15 protein-coding genes are annotated in these 18497 nt (G+C 58.0%); 6 read left to right on the top strand and 9 right to left on the bottom strand.

Annotation, left to right across the window (positions count from 1 at the left end):
* On the bottom strand, positions 1-1608 hold a 1608-nt coding region (locus SADFL11_RS02265), incomplete at its 3' end, for an ABC transporter substrate-binding protein (RefSeq protein WP_134853148.1).
* Between the two features lie 418 nt (positions 1609-2026).
* Here SADFL11_RS02265 and SADFL11_RS02260 point away from each other — a divergent pair.
* From SADFL11_RS02260 to SADFL11_RS02245, 4 genes are all read left to right on the top strand, one after another.
* A complete protein-coding gene (locus tag SADFL11_RS02260) occupies positions 2027-3574 on the top strand; it encodes a trimethylamine methyltransferase family protein (RefSeq protein ID WP_008193245.1) in 1548 nt (515 codons plus the stop codon).
* Between the two features lie 65 nt (positions 3575-3639).
* Positions 3640-4743, top strand: a complete 1104-nt coding sequence (locus tag SADFL11_RS02255; RefSeq protein WP_008189416.1) for a mandelate racemase/muconate lactonizing enzyme family protein — start codon at positions 3640-3642, stop codon at positions 4741-4743.
* Positions 4744-4768: 25 nt separating this feature from the next.
* Positions 4769-5500, top strand: a complete 732-nt coding sequence (locus tag SADFL11_RS02250; RefSeq protein WP_040450755.1) for an SDR family NAD(P)-dependent oxidoreductase — start codon at positions 4769-4771, stop codon at positions 5498-5500.
* The gene (locus SADFL11_RS02245; RefSeq protein WP_008188970.1) at positions 5497-6231 is read left to right on the top strand and encodes an SDR family NAD(P)-dependent oxidoreductase; all 735 of its coding nucleotides are present in this window, start codon (positions 5497-5499) and stop codon (positions 6229-6231) included. Before SADFL11_RS02250 ends, SADFL11_RS02245 begins: the two co-directional genes overlap by 4 nt.
* Positions 6232-6251: 20 nt before the next feature.
* On the opposite strand, the gene SADFL11_RS02240 is transcribed toward SADFL11_RS02245, so the two are convergent.
* Positions 6252-7103 carry a LysR substrate-binding domain-containing protein gene (locus SADFL11_RS02240; RefSeq protein ID WP_008192444.1) on the bottom strand — a complete coding sequence of 284 codons (852 nt, stop codon included), beginning with the start codon at positions 7101-7103 and terminating at the stop codon, positions 6252-6254.
* 90 nt (positions 7104-7193) lie between these two features.
* Between SADFL11_RS02240 and SADFL11_RS02235 the strand changes: the two genes are divergently transcribed.
* Positions 7194-8216, top strand: a complete 1023-nt coding sequence (locus SADFL11_RS02235) for a permease (RefSeq protein WP_040452241.1) — start codon at positions 7194-7196, stop codon at positions 8214-8216.
* A 53-nt stretch (positions 8217-8269) separates the two neighbouring features.
* On the opposite strand, the gene SADFL11_RS02230 is transcribed toward SADFL11_RS02235, so the two are convergent.
* From SADFL11_RS02230 to SADFL11_RS02215, 4 genes are read right to left on the bottom strand one after another with little or no spacing between them, the layout of a single operon-like run.
* Positions 8270-9607 carry an NAD(P)/FAD-dependent oxidoreductase gene (locus SADFL11_RS02230; protein WP_008196955.1) on the bottom strand — a complete coding sequence of 446 codons (1338 nt, stop codon included), beginning with the start codon at positions 9605-9607 and terminating at the stop codon, positions 8270-8272.
* Positions 9607-11106, bottom strand: coding sequence for an aldehyde dehydrogenase (locus tag SADFL11_RS02225; protein ID WP_008196315.1), 1500 nt, complete (start codon positions 11104-11106; stop codon positions 9607-9609). Before SADFL11_RS02225 ends, SADFL11_RS02230 begins: the two co-directional genes overlap by 1 nt.
* Before the next feature lie 2 nt (positions 11107-11108).
* The gene (locus SADFL11_RS02220; protein ID WP_040450756.1) at positions 11109-12026 is read right to left on the bottom strand and encodes a dihydrodipicolinate synthase family protein; all 918 of its coding nucleotides are present in this window, start codon (positions 12024-12026) and stop codon (positions 11109-11111) included.
* A 17-nt stretch (positions 12027-12043) separates the two neighbouring features.
* Entirely contained in the window at positions 12044-12754 is a 711-nt protein-coding gene (locus SADFL11_RS02215) for a GntR family transcriptional regulator (RefSeq protein ID WP_008189285.1), read from the bottom strand.
* 129 nt (positions 12755-12883) lie between these two features.
* Between SADFL11_RS02215 and SADFL11_RS02210 the strand changes: the two genes are divergently transcribed.
* The gene (locus tag SADFL11_RS02210; protein WP_008191427.1) at positions 12884-13861 is read left to right on the top strand and encodes a GlxA family transcriptional regulator; all 978 of its coding nucleotides are present in this window, start codon (positions 12884-12886) and stop codon (positions 13859-13861) included.
* A 332-nt stretch (positions 13862-14193) separates the two neighbouring features.
* Here SADFL11_RS02210 and SADFL11_RS02205 read toward each other — a convergent pair whose 3' ends face one another.
* From SADFL11_RS02205 to SADFL11_RS02195, 3 genes are all read right to left on the bottom strand, one after another.
* The gene (locus SADFL11_RS02205) at positions 14194-15177 is read right to left on the bottom strand and encodes a D-2-hydroxyacid dehydrogenase family protein (RefSeq protein WP_040450757.1); all 984 of its coding nucleotides are present in this window, start codon (positions 15175-15177) and stop codon (positions 14194-14196) included.
* Positions 15178-15231: 54 nt separating this feature from the next.
* Positions 15232-16323 (bottom strand): 4-oxalomesaconate tautomerase, encoded by a 1092-nt coding sequence (locus tag SADFL11_RS02200; protein ID WP_040450758.1) that lies wholly within the window; start codon positions 16321-16323, stop codon positions 15232-15234.
* Positions 16324-16456: 133 nt separating this feature from the next.
* The gene (locus SADFL11_RS02195; RefSeq protein WP_040450759.1) at positions 16457-18484 is read right to left on the bottom strand and encodes a tripartite tricarboxylate transporter permease; all 2028 of its coding nucleotides are present in this window, start codon (positions 18482-18484) and stop codon (positions 16457-16459) included.
* Positions 18485-18497 lie beyond the last annotated feature (13 nt).

Genomic DNA, 18497 nt, shown 5'->3' with positions numbered 1-18497 from the left:
AGACTCGAACCACCAGCGGCTTGCCGCCCGTGCGCCATCATTTTCCCAGCTGGCAGCCAGCTGATCCGGCGTGCCCACCTTGGTGCTGTTGGCGTAAACGAAATTGTTGAAGAACGGGATGATCGTCCCGCCGTCGTCTTTCGCCAGGATTGCCATCTCGCGGTACATGTCCGCGCGCTTGGCGTCGTCCAGTTCCGCTTTTGCCTGCAGCAAGAGCTTGTTGAACTGCTCATTCTGCCAATAAGACTCGTTCCAGGCTGCATCGTCCTTGTAGGCCAGCGTGTACATCACATCCGGTGTTGGACGCGCGCCCCAGGAGACCAGACAGAACGGCTTTTTCAACCACACATCGGAGTAATAGCCGTCGTTTGGTTCACGCACGACGTTGATGTTGATGCCCGCCGCTTTGGCGTGTTCTGCGTAAAGGACGGCCATATCGACGGCGCCGGCATAAACACTATCCGCCGTCGACAGGTTGATGGTAAGGCCTTCCGCGCCGGCTTTCTTCAGCAGGGACTTGGCTTGATCCGGATCATACTCGCGTTGCGGAAGATCGTCCGGCCAATACGGCTGCGCCGGGGAGTGGTGGAAGTCGTTGCCCTTGGTGGCGGCGCCGAAGGCGATCTTCTCGATGATCTCGTCGCGGTTCATCGCCAGTTTCAACGCGTTGCGCACGTCGACGTTGTCGAATGGAGCGGCATTACAATGCATCGGCATTGTGATCGCGCCCGCGGACGGGATATTATGAATTTTGATGTTCGGATTGCGCTGCAGCAGTCCCATCGTCTTCAGCTCGATCAGCGAGACTGCGTCCACGTCACCGGTCATCAGAGCGGTCTGGCGGGCATTCGGATCGTTCAGGACGATGATCTCGACCTTATCAAAATAGGCGCCTTCACGGTGCCAGCCGTCGTGCCGGCTCAGGTTGAACTGAACGCCAAACTCACCACTGTCGATCTTGTACGGACCCGTGCCATCGCCGGATTCCCAATCGATCGTGCCGTCTTCCTTGGCCGGGCAAATACAAAGGTGATAATCGGTCATCAGCCACGGGAAGTCCGCATTGCCGCCGGAAAGCGATACTACAACGGTGTAATCGCCATCCTTCTTGATGTCAGTCACACCAGCAAGAAGAGCTTTCGCGGCAGATGTCGATGCGTCTCCGCGGTGGTGGTTCAGCGACGCGATGACGTCGTCTGCCGTCAGCTTCTTGCCACTGTGGAAGCTGGCATTTTCGCTGAGTTTAAAGGTCCACTCAGAGGCATCTGCACTGGCTTCCCAACTGTCCGCCAGATCTGGTCCGAGAGAGCCGTCGCCCATGATCATCGTCAGGAAACTGCGATACGTGTGCGCCATGAAGATCATCTGGCGGGTCAAGTAGGTGCCCGGGTCATGGCTGTCCGACGTGTTTCCGTCATGCAGACCCCAGCGGAAGGTGCCACCGCTTTTCGGTTGTGCCTTGGCCTTGGTGGACCAGAGGCCCGTAGCGGTTGTCGCTGTCAGGCCTGCCAGCACGGAGTAGCGGATGAACTCACGTTTTGTGATGCCTCCGGTACGGGCCGCGCTTTCAAGGCGATTGATCATGTCTTGGTCTTTGGTTTTGGTCATCTGTCTCCCCATCTGGATTATTCAAAGCTGTCGACAGTAAAATTCCCACACGTAGCATCCGCAAATTCTTGAGTAACTGCGATGCTCGTTTGCGACATGTAGATAACAAAACACGAACTCCACCACCGCGACTACCCCTTTGGCAAAATTCAACGTTTAAAATTTTTAATGCTAACAGCGTGCCATAGAATTGTGCAAAGCAACATTACTTCAGCACAACATTGAATTTTGACCGAACGGAAAAACAAAAAAGCGCCATTATTATTATCTGCTTCGAGGCTTCTGAAAATTATTTCGGCTCCGAGCAACGAGAATTTTCCGGCAATGTCGGAAAATGCTGTTCAAGTTCGGTTTACCGCGCGTTGTCGCGCCTCATCCCGCGCATCCTGACGGAAGTGAACCACCTTCGGAGTCCCCTATGAGTGTCGCAACGCGCAGCCGAAGCGGTGGCCGTGCCGGCCGCCGTGCACTTCGCACCGCACCTGATCACCAAATGCTGCCGGGTCTCACCCGAAAGCTGCCTTTGTGCGAACCCTTGGATCAGGATCAGATTCAGCGCCTCGACGATGCCTCCATGAAAATTCTGGAAGAGGTCGGGATCATATTCCGGGACGCAATCGCACTGGACGACTGGCGCAAAGCCGGTGCCAAGGTGGAAGGAGAACGGGTTTATATTGACCGTGGCCTGGTACGCGAGCTGATCCGCACGATCCCCTCCAGCTTCACATATCACGCTCGCAACCCGGCAAAGAACGTTCCGCTTGGTGGAAACCGGTCGATGTTCGTGCCCATGACCGGAGCCCCTTTCATTCGGGATCTCGACGATGAGCGCCGCAACCCGACGCTGGACGATCTCGCGATGTTCCATAAACTCAGCCATATGCTGCCGGCGATGCACTCCAGCGCGCACCATATCGTCGAGCCGTATGATCACCCCATCAGCCACCGCCACCTGCGTATCACCTATTCATCGATCAAGTATTCGGACAAAACCTTCATGGGCATGACCACAAGCCCGAAGAATGCCGAAGACGTGGTGGAGATGTGCGCCCTCCTCTTCGGTGAGGATTACCTGGAAGATCACCCGGTCACGACCGGCAACTGCAACGGCAACTCACCTTTGGTCTGGGACGAGACAATGCTGGGGGCCATGCGGGCTTTTTCCAGACGCAACCAGCCGGTGCTGTGCTCCCCCTTCGTGCTCGGAGGCGCCAATACACCAGCCTCTGTCGTGCCCGCCGTCGCCCAGCTCAACGCCGAAGCCTTGAGCGCACTCGCCTACACCCAGGTGATCCGCAAGGGCGCACCGGCGATCTATGGCCATTACTTGTCGACAGTTTCCATGAAATCGGGCGCGCCGATGGCCGGAACACCCGAAATCAGCCTGATGAATTTTCTGATCGGGCAGCTTGCGCGCTACTACAATGTGCCCTGGCGGACCTCCGGCTCGCTCGGCGGCGCCAAGACGTTCGATGCGCAGGCAGGTTATGAGAGTGCAGCAACTTTGAGCGCTGTGATCCATGCCGGTGCCAACTACATCTGGCACGCCGCTGGCTGGAACGAAGCCGGCATGCACTGTTCAGTAGCCAAGTTCATTGTCGATGCCGAACAATGCGCCATGGCCTATCGCATGGCCGAAGGACCGCGCTGGGATGATTTCGATGAAGCGTTGTCGGCCGTCCGCGACGTCGGCCCGGGCGGTCACTATCTAGGCCATCCTCACACCCAGGAAAACTTCCAACGGGCCTTCTTCATGCCAGACATGTTCGACAACAACTCGATCGAACAGTGGAAGGCCGAGGGCGAAGTCGAGATTACAAAGCGTGCCCTTACTCAAGCTCGCAAGCTCTTGTTGGAGTATCAGGAACCGAAACTCGACGAAGCGAAGAACGAGGCTCTTTTGGACTACATCGCCCGTCGCGAACGGGAGATCCCTGCCGAAGATGCCCTGAACCAGGACTACTAATTCTTCCGCTTCCGCGACGCCTGATTGAGCCGTCTAGCGCTGATACTATTTGAAGGCATTGCCGCATGCGCATTCGAGAAATCCATGTCTACAGCCATACCCTGCCGGTCAAAGACGGGCCCTATGTCATGGCTTCGACCGTGGTGGACGTGCTGGAAACCACATTGGTCAAGATCGTCGATGAAACCGGCGCCGCTGGCTGGGGAGAGACCTGCCCGGTAGGGCCCGTCTACGCGCCCGCGCACGCCGCTGGTGCGCTGGCGGCGATCAAGGAAATCGCACCCGGCCTGATCGGCGCCGACGTAACCGGCCTGCGCGCCTTTCAGCGGCTGATGGACAAGCGGTTAAACGGACACGCCTATGCAAAGGCAGCCTTCGACATTGCAGCCCATGATCTTCTCGGGAAACGCACGGGTCTCAGTGTTGCCGACCTACTGGGCGGTGCAATGACCGAAAAAGTGCCCTCCTATTTTGCCTCGGGCGTCGGGTCGCCGGAGGATATTGCCCGGATTGCCAAGGACAAGGCAGATCAGGGCTTCAAACGCATGCAAATCAAGGTCGGCGGTCGCGCGGTCGATCTGGATATTGAGACGATCCGCAAGGTTTGGGAAGCGGTCGGCACACGGATGCGGTTGATCGTCGACGGAAACCGAGGCTGGACATCGCAAGAGGCCTTGCGCGTGAGCCGCTCCTGCCTCGACATTCCTATCGTTCTGGAACAGCCCTGCAACACGATCGAAGAGGTTGCCCGCATCCGGCATCAGCTGGGACACGGGGTCTACCTGGATGAATCGGCAACCGACATTTCGGCAGTGGTGCGCGCCATCGGCGACGGGATCTGCGATGGCTTCGGCATGAAGCTAACGCGGATCGGCGGGTTGCAACCCATGTCAGTGTTTCGCGATATTTGCGAAGCCGCGGCTCTGCCCCACACCTGCGACGACAGCTGGGGCGGCGATATCATCGCTGCGGCTTGCGTTCAGATCGCGGCCACGGTCCACCCGAAGTTCCTCGAAGGAGTCTGGATCGCCCAGCCATACATTGACAGCAACTATGACAGCCGTAACCCTGTCAACATCGTTGACGGGCATTTGAACGTCCCGGCCGGCCCTGGTCTCGGCGTGGTCCCTGATGAAGCCCTGTTCGGGGCACCTGTCGCGTCATTCTAGGCTGTTTGGACCAATCGGAGGTGTCATGCGATTTTCAAACAAAAAAGTGCTCGTGACCGGCGCCGCCGGCGGGATGGGTCATGTCATCACCAGGATGCTGCGTGATGAGGGTGCCGCCGTCGCAGTTGCTGATTTCAAGTGCAATGGCCTCTCAGCTGAGGTGGCTCTGCCCGGCGACCTGCTGGATCAGGCCTATACGGACGATCTTCCAAACGCTGCGGCCAAGGCTCTCGGGGGTCTTGACATCATCATCAACAACGCCGGAGTGATCACGCGCGGCCCGGTTACGGACACCAGCGACCGTGACTGGGATCTTTCGGTGGGCGTCAATGTCGAGGCCCCGTTCCGGATCTGCCGGGCGGGCATCCCGATCCTGGCAGAAGGTGGCGGCGGCGCCATTGTCAATCTTGCCTCCTGCTGGGGCGTTCATCCCGGTCCAAATCACGCTGTCTATTGCATGACAAAGGCGGCAATTGCCTCACTGACCCAATGCATGGGCCGGGACCATGCCCAACAAGGTGTTCGCATCAACGCGGTCTGCCCGAACGAGGTCGACACTCCGATGTTGCGCAGCGGTTTTGAAAAACGGGGGTTCGATCCTGAAACCGCGATTTACGAACTCGGCAATACCGTCCCGCTTGGCCGTGTCGCAAAACCGGATGACATTGCCGATGTCGTGCTGTTTCTGGCCTCCGATGCGGCCCGGTACATGTGCGGCGCGCTGGTCGAGGTCAATGGCGGGAAATCGGTTGCATGACACGCTTTGAAGGCAAGACGGCGCTGGTCACCGGCGGGCGCAGCGGGATCGGGAGGGCAATTGCACTTCGTCTGCGCGATGAAGGCGCCCGGGTCTTCACAGCCCAGCGCAGTGAAGACACAGAATTCGAGCATGTTTGTGCCGATTTTTCAGATAGCGCCGCACTCGCCAAAGTGATCTCGGCGGTCATAACCGCGTCAGGGCGGCTTGATGTTCTGGTCAACAATGCCGGGCTGATGCAGGAAGCCAGTGTCGAGGACATGACACTGGAAGATTGGCAGCGCAGCCTGACCGTCAATCTCACGGCCCCCTTCCTGCTTGTCAAGCACGCCCTGCCCCATTTGCGCGTCACCAAAGGCACGATCGTCAATGTGGGATCAATCGAAGGTATTGGATGCAATCCTCATCATGCCGCCTATGCGGCCTCCAAGGCAGGACTGCACGGGCTGACCCGTGCGATCGCAGTTGACCATGGCCAGGACGGCATCCGCTGCAACGCCGTTGCCCCTGGGTGGATCGACACCGACCTGAACCTCGATTTCATTTCAGCCCAGCCTGACGTGGAGGCCTTCAGACGGAACATCGGCAAAATCCATCCAGTCGGCCGCACGGGAGCCCCGAAAGAAGTGGCAGCGCTTGTTGCCTTTCTGGCTGCGGAGGAGAGCGGCTTCATCACCGGCCAGATCTATACCGTTGACGGCGGTCGCATGAGCCGGCTTAGCCTACCCTGATCGCCAAGATTGCGGCATTCTCAACTCTTAAACGCCATGCGAATAGCTTCCGACATGGTAGCTACCAGATCCTTGTCGCCGCCCTCCGAAGTGCCGATAACCAGCCGGGATACCGGCGTCCCACCAAACCCGTCCTTCTTACCAAGCTCCTGCATTTGCGAACTTATCGACGACCTGCCGAGCAAGCCGATTGCGATGCCCGCCTCGACAGCCGCGGTCACACCGGCAACACTCTGACTGGAAAAGACTATCCTGTACGGCCGACCACTTCTCTCAAGCGCAGCAATCGCGGCATCTCTCCACCAGCAGGCCCGGTCAAACAGCGCAACCGGCATCACCTCGTTCTCCAGCAATGACTGATGCTTGGCACCCACCCAACAGGTCGGGTCTTCATGGATCACTTCTTCAAAGGCTTGCGGCGTCTCAACTTCGTAGACGGCGAGATCGAGTTGCCCCTTGGCAATCATTTCCGGAAATTCCGTGCTGATCGAACAAGTCACCTCCAATTCGACTTGCGGGTGCGATTGCGCAAATGCGCCAAGGATCGCCGCAAGCTTGACCTGCCCGTGATCATCCGGGATTGCAAGCCGCAACCTGCCGCGCAAACCATCGGAAGTAATTTCGCGGAGCGCCCCATCAAGACGCCCGATTACCTCCCGCGCGACCGGTAACAATCGTTCACCTGTTTCCGATAACGACACCCCGCGCCCTGTCCGGTCAAAAACTGGACGCCCCACAACGTCTTCCAGACGCATGATCTGCAAGCTGGTGGCAGATTGCGACCGGCCGATAACCCGGGCACCTTCCGTGATGCTGCCGGTTGCCGCAACCATCAGGAAGGTCCTGAGCAAATCACTGTCGAGATTACTCATCTATTATCCCGATATCTGATATTAAAGATATTCGTTTTTCTTATGAAGGCTGCACACCTATCCTGCTCCCGTCAAGTTCAGGAGATCGACATGGCAGATCAGTCAGCCGCCTCAGTCCAACGTCCGACGCGCATGCATTTTGCCGGGGGCGGTTTTTTGCTCCTCGCGGTTATGTCATGGCTTTGGCCACGTTTCGCCTGGAATGGCGTGGTCTTCACCATTGAGGGGCTCATTGCTGTTGCCCCACTGGTCGTGCCGGGCATCCTCCTCACAGCCTGGATCATGGCCAGCGGCGCCGACAAGATCATCAGCCGGGCCTTTGAGGGGCATATGGCACGTGCCGTCTTGGCCGCCGCGGCGATCGGTGCGATCACGCCCGTGTGTGGCGTCACGGTTCTGCCCTTGATGGTCGGCCTTCTCGCAGCCGGTGTGCCGCTCGCACCCGTCATGGCTTTCTGGCTGTCTTCGCCGGTCACCGATCCGGCAATGCTTGCGACAACGGCGGCAACTCTGGGCCTTGCTTTTGCCATTGGAAAAACTGTTGCAGCCTTCGGGCTCGGCCTGTTCGGCGGCACTGTGACGGCATTTTTGACGGCCGGGCAATCCGGCCAGTCCGCTTTGCGTGATAACGGTTTGGCTTCGTCCCTCGCGACGAGATCCTGCTGCGAACTTGCCACCTTTTCGTCAGCAATCTGGCGGGACGCAAACCGGCGCGAGGCGTTCTATCGTCAGGTATTTGTCACCACACGCCTGATCCTGTCTTGCCTGATCCCGGCCTTCTTTGCCGAATTTGCCTTGAACCAGGCGCTGACGCCAGGCTCTCTCGCTGTATATGTCGGCGCCGACAAATGGTGGGCGATCCCTGCTGCCGTTTTTGTTGGGGCGCCTGCCTATATTGACGGCTACGCCGCCTTGCCGCTCACGCGCGGTCTTGTCGATAACGGCATGTCTCCGGGCGCGGCGATGGCTTTCCTCGTCTCTGGAGGCGTCGTCAGCATTTGGGGCGCACTCGCAATCTTCCCCGTGCTCAAGCTGCGGCCCTTCCTGCTCTACCTGGCGCTGGCCATCACAGGCTCGCTACTCGCCGGTTATGCCTTCGGTTTGGTCTATTGAGTTTTGAACAGCCAAAGGCTGATTGTTTTTTGGATGCTTTCGGCGTGGCACGGCTATTCTTCAGCAGCCCGCCATTCCTTCCAGCGCAATACGACATTGGCTCCGAGTTCGCGAAACGGCTGCGGCGGCAGTTTATTGGGCGAAGCCTCCGCCCCGAAATGCCGTGTGATGTCGCTCTCGATACCAAGGGTAAGTTCCGCGGCGCCCATCCCGGTCAGGGTTCCACGTGCTGTGCCGAGCCCGTTCTGAACACAGCCGGAATAGACGCCGTCCTCAAGTTCGCGCATCACGGCCACACCGTTCATAGACAGGCACAGGTGTCCGGCCCAGCTATACTTCATCTTCAGTCCGGCCAATTTCGGGAAACGCCGGTCGAACTTGTCCTGCATAACTGCGGCTGCCCGGTCGACATGCGCTTGCGTCAGCCGCATATCCGGCTTCAGAACTGCACAGGTGCGGGTGATAATCCGATTGCCTCCCTGACCGGTATCAATCCGCCTCAGGGTCGTCCCCATCGGGTCGGACGGGGTGATCCCCCAACGCGGTTGGCCACCGAGTTTCAACAAGACATCGTCGCCCAGATCCGGTGTCATGACGGCAAATAGAAACAGCTGCATCAGCCGGTTCCGTTCATAACCGAAACTTTCTAGATGACCGTTGACCGTCAGGATGATCTTACCGGTTGAGACCTTGCCTCCCGGCGTTTCAATAAGCCAGCCTGTGTCCTGTTCCGAGAACGAGGTAACCGGGCTCTCTTCAAAGACTGATACACCGGTCCGCCGGAGCCCGGCGGCCAGACCGCGGATATAGCCTGCTGGCTGCAGCATCACAGTGCCGGGCGTGTAAAGCCCGCCAAGATAGTGCCTGCTTCCCGTCAGCTCCGTCATTTGGCGCGGGTCAAGCAGTTCATAGTCTTCGCCGAGGCTGGCAAGGTGTAGCGCATAGCTCTCGTTATGAGCGGCAGCCTTCAAGCTGGCTGCACCATTTACCTTGCCCGCCGGGTCGAAATAATTCGCGTCAATCTGGTATTCATCAACCGCTTCGCGCGCGAAATGGATAGCCTGTCGGTTGAGGGCTATCAGAGACCTGTCGTCACCAGCACCGGCATAGTCCTCTGATGTCAGTTCATGCGGCAGATCGATCATGAACCCGGAATTGCGGCCGGCAGAGCTCTCTGCAACAGGCAAGGCGTCCAGCACCACCACCTTGACGCCGGGATCGATCTGGGTCAGCCGCCGGGCCGCGCTGAGCCCGGCGAACCCGGCGCCGATAATGGTAACGTCCGCAGTGATATTCTCGTCAAGACGCTGTGCCGCTATCGGTGCCGGGAGGATCCGGTTCCAGGCCGCCGGTCCTTGTAAATTCGGCAAGGTCTTTGCGGCCCGCAGCATCAGCCGACCGCCTCGTCCTCGTCATCGGACAAATCCACCCAGATTGTCTTCAGTTGGGTGTATTGGTCATGGGCAGAAAGGCTGTTGTCACGGCCACCGAACCCGGACTGCTTGTAACCTCCGAACGGCGTCGTGATGTCGCCTTCACCGAAACAGTTCACCGTGACGGTCCCTGCCCGGATGGCGCGCGCACCGCGCAAGGCCTTTTTGGTGTTGGATGTGAAGATCGATGCAGCAAGGCCATAGTCCGTGGCGTTGGCCATCGCAATCGCTTCGTCAAACCCGCGCACCGTCAGGACACTCAGGACCGGACCAAAGATTTCCTCCCTGGCGAGCGCCGAAGACGCATCCACCTCCAGCACCGTCGGCTCCACATAGGCTCCGTCATGGCTCTTGCCGCCCATCAGGACATCGGCGTCTGTTTCCAAGTAGGAACAGACCTTCTGGAAATGCGCGCTTGATACAAGCGCACCGACCCGGTGCTCCGGATCAAGCGGGTCGCCGAGCGTCCATTCGCGGGCATGGGCCAGGATGCGCTCCATCAGCGCGTCCTTGATCTCCTCTTCGACTATCAAGCGGGAGCTCGCCGAACAGTTTTCTCCCATGTTCCAGAATGCGCCATTGACCACGTGAGCTGCAACACGGTCGAGATTTTCGGCATCTCTCAGGACAACGCTGGGGTTCTTGCCGCCCATCTCGAGAACGACTTCCTTCAGATTGCTGTCAGCCGCATAGTGCAGGAACCTGCGTCCTGTTTCGGTCGACCCGGTGAAGGACACCATATCGACATCCATATGCCGTCCAAGAGGTTCGCCCACCTCCGGACCGGTGCCCGGCACCACGTTGAAAACACCACGCGGTATCCCCGCTTCCATGGCAAGTTCGGCAAGGCGCAACGCCGTCAGGGAGGTTTCTTCCGCCGGCTTGACGATCACAGAGCAGCCTGCGGCAAGCGCCGGACCGATCTTCCAGGCCAGCATTAGAAGCGGGAAGTTCCAGGGCAGCACGAGCCCGACTACGCCGACCGGCTCTCGTACAATCATTGCGATATGGTCGTCAGACGCCGGAGACACCTGATCGTAGATCTTGTCAATGGCTTCCGCGTGCCATTTCAGGCAGTGGATCGTTTCAGGAACATCGACGGTTTCGCAGTCAAAGATGGTCTTGCCGCTGTCGAGGCTTTCCATCACGGCCAGTTCCCGGCGGTTTCGGGTGATCAATTTTGCAAAACGGATCAGAACGTCCTTGCGGTCACCGGGAGGTAGCTTCGACCAGCGCCCGTCTTCAAAGGCTTCGCGCGCTTTTATAACGGCGAAGTCAACATCCTCCGAGCCGCAGGCCGCTATATCGGCCAGGGTCTCGCCCGTGGCCGGATTGACACTTGAGAATGTCTTGCCCGATTGCGCTGGCCGGTAGCTGCCGTCAATAAAGGCGTTTACTGGCAACGTGAGCTTGGTGGCCAGAGCCTTGTACTCATCACGTGTCAGAAGATCGGTCATGGTCACGCTCCCGCCGTGATGTCGGCAATTGTGGATTTCAGCACACGGACAACCTGCTCGAGCTGGCGTTTGTCGTCCTTGTTCAGCGCCTTCAGCGGCGGGCGCGGTGGCCCGGCATAAAGACCGCTCATCTCAACACCGTGTTTGACGCACTGAATGAACTTGCCGCCCTGTTCCAGGACGCGCATCAAAGGCATCATCGCCGACATGATCTTGCGCCCCTTGGTGAAATCCCCTTCAACCGCACAGGCCTTGTAAAGCGCGACGTGTTCCTCAGGCAGGAAATTTGAACCGGCGCAGACCCAGCTGCGCGCGCCCCAGGCAAAAAACTCCAGCGCCTGGTCGTCCATGCCGCAGGACATCTGGATATGCGGATAGTCCCGTGCCAGCAAATGCACCCGGTTGATGTCGCCAGAACTTTCCTTGATGGCGCAAACATTGCGGGACCGGCCAACCCGGTCGAGGAATTCCTCGCCCATATTGACGCCCATCCGGCCAGGATAATTGTAGAGCATGACCGGCAGATCTGCCGCCCTGTCGATGGTCAGGACGTTGAGCGCGTTTTCCCGCTCCGTCGGCACCGCATAAGGCGGCGTGGCAACCAGAATTGCCTCGGCATCCATCTTCGCGGCACCTTCGGCCAAAGCAATGGAATCCGGCGTCCGCATGGTGCCGGTTCCAACGATCAGCGGCAGACGTCCGGCCAGCTTGTCCTTCGTGAACAGCGCCAGTTCCAGACGCTCCTCCACCGTCTGGGTATAGTTCTCACCTGTTGAACCACCCGAAATCACGCCGTGAACGCCGCTGGCAACCAGGTGATCGATCACCTTCTCCAGTGCGTCCCAGACGACATTGCCGTCCGTATCATAGGGCGTCACGGCAGGCGTATAGATACCCTCAAAGGTTAGTCTTGGTGTCATCCAGATGGTCCCCGGCTTCAGGCGGATTTGAGTTTGGGAGGCTGGCCGAGTGGGGCTTCCAGCCCGGGCGGCATGACAAAGAGTTCGATCTGGTCGCGCGACAATGCCCAGTGTTCGAGCGCCAGTTCGGCGGCGCGGTCTTCATCGCCGTCCTCTATGGCAACGATCATTTCGTCGTGTTGCACGCTGGCCAGCTTGAGCCGCTCGTCCTTCGCACCGCGGTTCTGACGAAAGAACGTCATGCCGATACGGGTGTGATCGATTAGCAGTCGGTCAAGGCTTGCCATAAGGTAGCTGTTGCCGGCCATCCGCCCGGTGATGCGATGAAAACGATCGTTGGTCAAAGCACGCGCAGTGACATCGCCTGTGTCCATTGCCTCACGGAATGCGTCCTGTGCCGCCTTCAGCTCGTCGATCTGCATCGGTGTGGCGTTCTGCGCGGCCAGGCGCAAAATGGCGCTGTAAATCAATGGCGCGGCAAGGAAAAAGTCGCGCAGCGTGAAATGGGTCATGTCGGAGACCCGGGCGCCGCGGTTAAGCTGCAACGTGACATAGCCGTCTCCGGACAATTGCTGCAGCACTTCCCTCAAAGGAGTGCGGGACAGACCGTATAGATCGCACAATTCCGTTTCCTCCAGCGCACTGCCGGGCTTGCGTTCCAATGTCAGGATCGCTCGCTTCAGATCTTCATAGGCGACCGTCTTGGCCGTTCCACGCTGAGGGGGCATCACACCGCTCCGTTTCGATTTTGGTTGACCGATTTGTATACAATGTGAATACAATGACAACACATAAATCATACAATGATGCCCGATACTCGAAACGGGCCAAGGCGACAGGCTCCGGAGAAAAGCGACATGCCCAGAACGCGCGACGTCACCTTCCTGCTTCTCGACGATTTTTCCCACATCGCTTTTGCCTGCGCTGTCGAACCACTGCGCATCGCCAACCTGCTTCAGGGCGAGGAGATTTACCGCTGGCGGCTTGCATCGGTCGATGGAGAACGGGTCGTCTGTTCCAACAAGACCGTCACCTTGGTCGATCAGGGCCTGAAGGACTTGCCGCCGCGCAGCAGTTTGTTTCTGATTTCCGGTCAAAATGTCGGCGACCGGGCAACCTCGGACGTGCTCGCCTTTCTGAGGCGCGAACGGGCGCGCGGCACCCGGATCGGTGCCATCTGTTCCGGGGCTCATGTGCTGGCAAGCGCCGGGTTTCTGAACAACCGCCGGGCGGCCATCCACTGGTCTTTCCACGACAGCTTTCAGGAGAACTTTCCGGAAGTTGAACTGTGCCGCAACGTCTTTGTCGCCGATGAGACGTTTGTGACGGCCTCGGGCGGCACGGCAGCGACCGATCTGATGCTGCACCTGATTGGCGAAACACACGGTGAAGACCTTGCCGCAGCGATTGCCGACATGATGGTCTATTCCGGCGTCCGCCCCGCAGACGCGGCCCAGCAGATTTCCCTCCAGGCCCGCCACGGCATCCGCAATCCGCATATCGCCGAAGCCATCCGGCTGCTCAACGAGAGCGCACCCTACTACCTGCCAACCTCGGAGATCGCCCGTACGATCGGCATTTCCACGCGGCAACTGGAGCGCCTGTTCCAAAAACACCTGAAAATGTCGCCAAAACAGTTTGCCATAAACCAGAAGCTGACCAGAGCGCGGAACCTTTTGCTGCAGACGGAGCAGTCGATCTCCGAAATCGCCCTGGCGTGCGGCTACGAGTCTCCTTCGCACTTCATCCGCACCTATCAGAACCGCTTCGGCGTCACCCCGCACAACCAGCGGGTCTTCGCTGCGACACCCCTAACGGTATATCAAATAGCCTGACCTCCGCCGCAGGTCCGGTCTGGCAACGCCACCCGACCATCACCGCGGTGGATGCGGGATTGGCAACATTTTCCAGCTTTTGGGGACGGTTGAGTCGAGAAAAGACCTTCGCTGCGACTTGAACGAAGGTCTGCACTGCGGACCTTTCGGACCTTTCGCCGAGTGGGAACAACGGCCCGAAGCGGTCATTCGTTTAGAACGCGACGAATGTCCTTTTCTGTGCCAAATTGCCATTACTTCCATACATACTGAAAGTCTGCGTATTCCAGTTGATTGCTGGCACTGACTTCTGATGACTTCAAACCATTTATTGGGAGGCATAGCCAACTCATTTAATCGGCTATTTGTTCTTGCCAGACATCTTCATTGATCATGTGAACGGGTTTGCCAGCAGCGTAGGCGTTGACCTGATCGAAAATATCCGAGAATTGCAGATCGAATTCGTCTTCGGTGACATAACCGACATGCGGTGTCGGCAACACGTTTGGATGAGTCAGAAGCACGTTATCCCGATCGCGTAGTGGCTCCTGGTCGAAGACATCAACGGCCGCAAATATCCGCCCACGGGCGACTTCTGCTTCAAGAACACCTGGCGCGACAAGGCCGGATCGTGAGGTATTCACCAGGAGCGCACGGGGTTGCATGTTCGCAAGGTCGGCCTCCGTAATGAGGCCGCGCGTTTCCGGCTTCAAGCGAACATGCAAGCTTACAATATCTGAGGAGTTGAAAAACACCTCCCGGCTTTCGGCAACCCTTGCGCCATCCTTGACCGCACGCTCGCGGCCGGCGTCAGATGCCCACCATTGGACGTTCATTCCGATGGCTTCAGCATAGCCTGCAACGGCTTTGGCAATCCGGCCATACCCATAGAGCCCGAGCGTTCGGCCCCGCAGAGTACGTCCGACACCCATTTGCCATTCTCCGGCACGGATCGACGCCACCTGCTGTGGGATCTGGCGATAACTTGCCAAAATCAGCGCCAAAGTCATCTCTGCAGCAGCGTAAGACGGTGTCCCGGAATGCATGTTGGAACATAGGAGAACGCCGTTGGCAGTGCAGGCCTCAACATCGATATGCGGATAGACACTGCGCTGCGAAATCAGTTTCAGGTTTGGCAACCGCTCCAGCAAGTCCGCAGTTATTTTGGTGCGTTCGCGAAACAGGACGACGGCATCAGCTTCCTGGAGCCTTTCGGAAAGCGCACCAACGTCTTCGATATGATCGGTCCAGACTGTGACCTCGTGTTCTTTCAATTTTTGAAAACAAGGCAAACCGCGCAGCGTATCGAACCAGTCATCCAGTATGTGCACTTTCATTGACGTCACGCTCCAAACCAAAAACTAAAATCTGTTGCCCAGGTATCAAACTGATCAATTTCTCTGCCAAACAGACCCGGGAATGAAGACTTCGCCGGTGGCAAGCTTGCGCGCGGTCCGCAAAAGTCCTGCAGAGGTGACCTCAAAGTGACCGTTTTCATCCTTGTAGTCGATCACGACTTCCATCATACCCATTGGGTGTTCCAGTTTAAGGTCAGCTGGCGCACCTGGGCGCGGTTTCAGCAAACCTTCTGCAACCGTGCCAGGTGCCAAAAGACAGGCCGCAAGACACTGCGATCCGGTGACCGCCAAGGTCGGATGACATTTCCAAGGCATGAAATACCGGACACAGGCAGAACCTCCGCCCTTGGACGGAGCAAGCAGGCCGAATTTCGGCGTTACTGATTTTGTCACATCGCCGAGGCCCATGCGCTCACCTGCAATCAGGCGAACAGCCTCCATCTTCGCAAAGAGATCTTTGTTGGCATCGAGGTCCGCGGCACTTTCATACCCGGTGATCCCGAAATCGGACGCAAGGCCAATCACCATCGGCATGGCGACATCCATGCACGAAACGGTCACACCATTGATGACTTCCGTCCTGCTGCCGGTGGGAAAAAGAACACCTGTCAGGCTGCCTTCTACTTTCATGAAACGCAACTGGATTGGCGCCGCAGTTCCGGGCACACCATCGATTGCGGCATTGCCATCATACTGCACAACGCCGCCGGGTGTTTGTACAAGTTCGGAGACCAGCATCCCCGTGTTGACGGCACGGATCCGCACTTCGGTGACATCACCGGTTGGTTCCACAAGACCCATTTCAATGGCTGCAGGTCCTACACCGACCAGAATGTTGCCGCAGGACGGCTTGTAGTCGACCAGTTTTTCCTCAACACCGACCTGAGCAAAGAAGTAGTCGACGTCGGCCCAATCGTTGTCCGATTTCGACAACATCGCGATTTTTGTAGTCACGGCAGTTCCGCCGCCGATGCCGTCGATGTTGAAGGGATGCCCAGCACCAACAATCGATGTCAGAACATTGGAAAGGTCATCCAGATTTTCCGGTAGATCGCTCCGCTTGAGGTAAGGACCGCGGGAAGACCCTCCACGCATAAAAATGAATGGGGTGGAAGTTTGCATCATGACCTCACCTCCTCATGAGATAGATGACAGTTCTTTTGAATGCGGATGTGCCGGGCGTGCTGGTGGCCAAAGGCGTCAGTGGACCTGGCCAATGAAGGCCCTTTCCGAAAGACGTCTTTGGGTTGGATAAAACTCATGTCAGCGGCCACGGGAGCTTCACTACGGACTGAAGCAGTCCCGGCGGGAAATCCCGGTTCAGCAACCAAGCCATGCCGCACATGAACGCGATTCCGCAGGCGGCGTATCCAATCGCATAGACCCAGTTCCGACCGGCTCTGAATCGAATGAACGCAACAAGAAACGCGCTGAGGGCAAGGATGAAACCGACCAGGGACGTAAGCAGCAGGAGCCCCGCGAACCAGGCGAGTGTTTGCCAGAGACCTCGCTGATTGCCATCTGCGTTGCCCACTTCGCCATCACAAAAGAGAGGATCGGATTCCGGCCGGAAACGCATCTGGAAAAGCAGGATCACACAGCCGACAATGGAAACGAGGCCGACGAACTGCGGGAAGACCCGGTCAGCGGACGCATAGTCCGGAATGAGCGAGGCATTGGTGAAAGCAAAGACCAGGTAACCCAGAACCGCCAGCAGGAATATGAACGGCGCGCGCTTGGTTCCGTTCGGGATATCGCCCTCTGCGCGGATATTCTTTGACTGCTTGAGGCCGACGACAACAGAGACGACGGTAATGATGATCAAAATGATCACAATGGGCGAGAAGATGTAGTCGATCCCCTCCGAGAACCCTTTCCGGAACCGGGAGGCCGCGATCTGGACAGCCTGGTTCGTGTAGGTCTCAGCCGGATTTGAAAGAACAAACCCGATCAGAAACGCCGGGCGAGACCAGTCGAAGCGCCGCATTAAGATGCCGAGAAGGCCAATGGCAAACAGTGCCACGAGATCCATCAGGTTCTGGCCGGATTGAAACGCGGCAAACGAGATGATCATGAAGAGGAACGGCGCAAGCAATGCGAACGGGATCGTTGTAAGGCGCGCAATCACCCCGGATCCGCCAATGCAAATGATTGTTCCAACCACGTTGGCGAGTGCGAGCAGCCAGACGATCGCATAGGTGACATCAAGATTGTTCTTGAGCATCGACGGCCCGACTTCGATCTGACCGGACCCGAGCAAAGCAACGGCCCCGATGAAAACGGCCATGGATCCAGACCCCGGGATGCCAAACAGGAGCGTCGGCACGAGACCGCCGCCCTCTTTGGCATTGTTGGAGCTTTCCGGGCCGATCACGCCCCGGATGTCGCCTTTACCGAACTTGGACTTGTCCTTTGAAGTCTGCACCGTGTGCCCGTAGGCGATCCAATCCACGACAGACCCGCCAAGGCCAGGAATGACGCCGACAGTCACACCGATCAGCGAACACCGGATGCTGAGCCAGATGTTTGAAAACCAGTCACGCACACCATGGATCCAGCCACCACCGAGCATGGACCGTTCAGAAATTGCCCGGTCCTGCCGCAGCAAAGCAACGATTTCGGGTATTGCGAAGATTCCAAGACCAACGATGACAAGCTTCAACCCGTCCGTCAGATACGGCATGTCGTAGGTTGCCATCCGCAACGCCCCCGCGCTGTCGCCTTCGCCGATGGTACCAACCATCAATCCGAGGCCTGCAGCAACGATGCCTTTAATAGCGACTTGCCCTGCCAGAATGCCGACCATCGACAACCCGAACAGGGTGATCATCAGAAGTTCGGGAGTGCGGAATTCAAGAACGACCGGTCGGGCAACAAGAATGAAAACAGTCAGAAACGCAGCCCCAACCAACCCGCCGAACAACGACGACGCAAAGGCAGCAGACAAGGCACGCGCCGCCTCCCCTTTCTTTGCAAGCGGAAATCCGTCGAGAACGGTTGCCTGCGACGCAGACGATCCGGGAATGCCCATCAACACCGACGCGAACGTGTCGGACGTAGGAACCACAGCGACCATACCGATCATGAGCGCAAGCCCCAAAACCGGGTCCATCCCGAACATGAAGGGCAGCAGAAGCGACAGTCCCGCAATACCGCCAAGACCCGGGAAAACGCCAACACAGAGGCCCATGACCACACCGAGAACCAGGTAGCCTAGAACCGCAGGTTGGAAAATCATCGCAGACGCCTGGGCGAGCGCAGGCATAGCGGTACCGAGAATGTCCACTGGATCGTCTCTG

Origin of the sequence: Roseibium alexandrii DFL-11 (genome assembly GCF_000158095.2) — a bacterium.
GTDB classification, from domain to species: domain Bacteria; phylum Pseudomonadota; class Alphaproteobacteria; order Rhizobiales; family Stappiaceae; genus Roseibium; species Roseibium alexandrii.
This window is presented reverse-complemented; position numbering and strand designations above follow the sequence as displayed.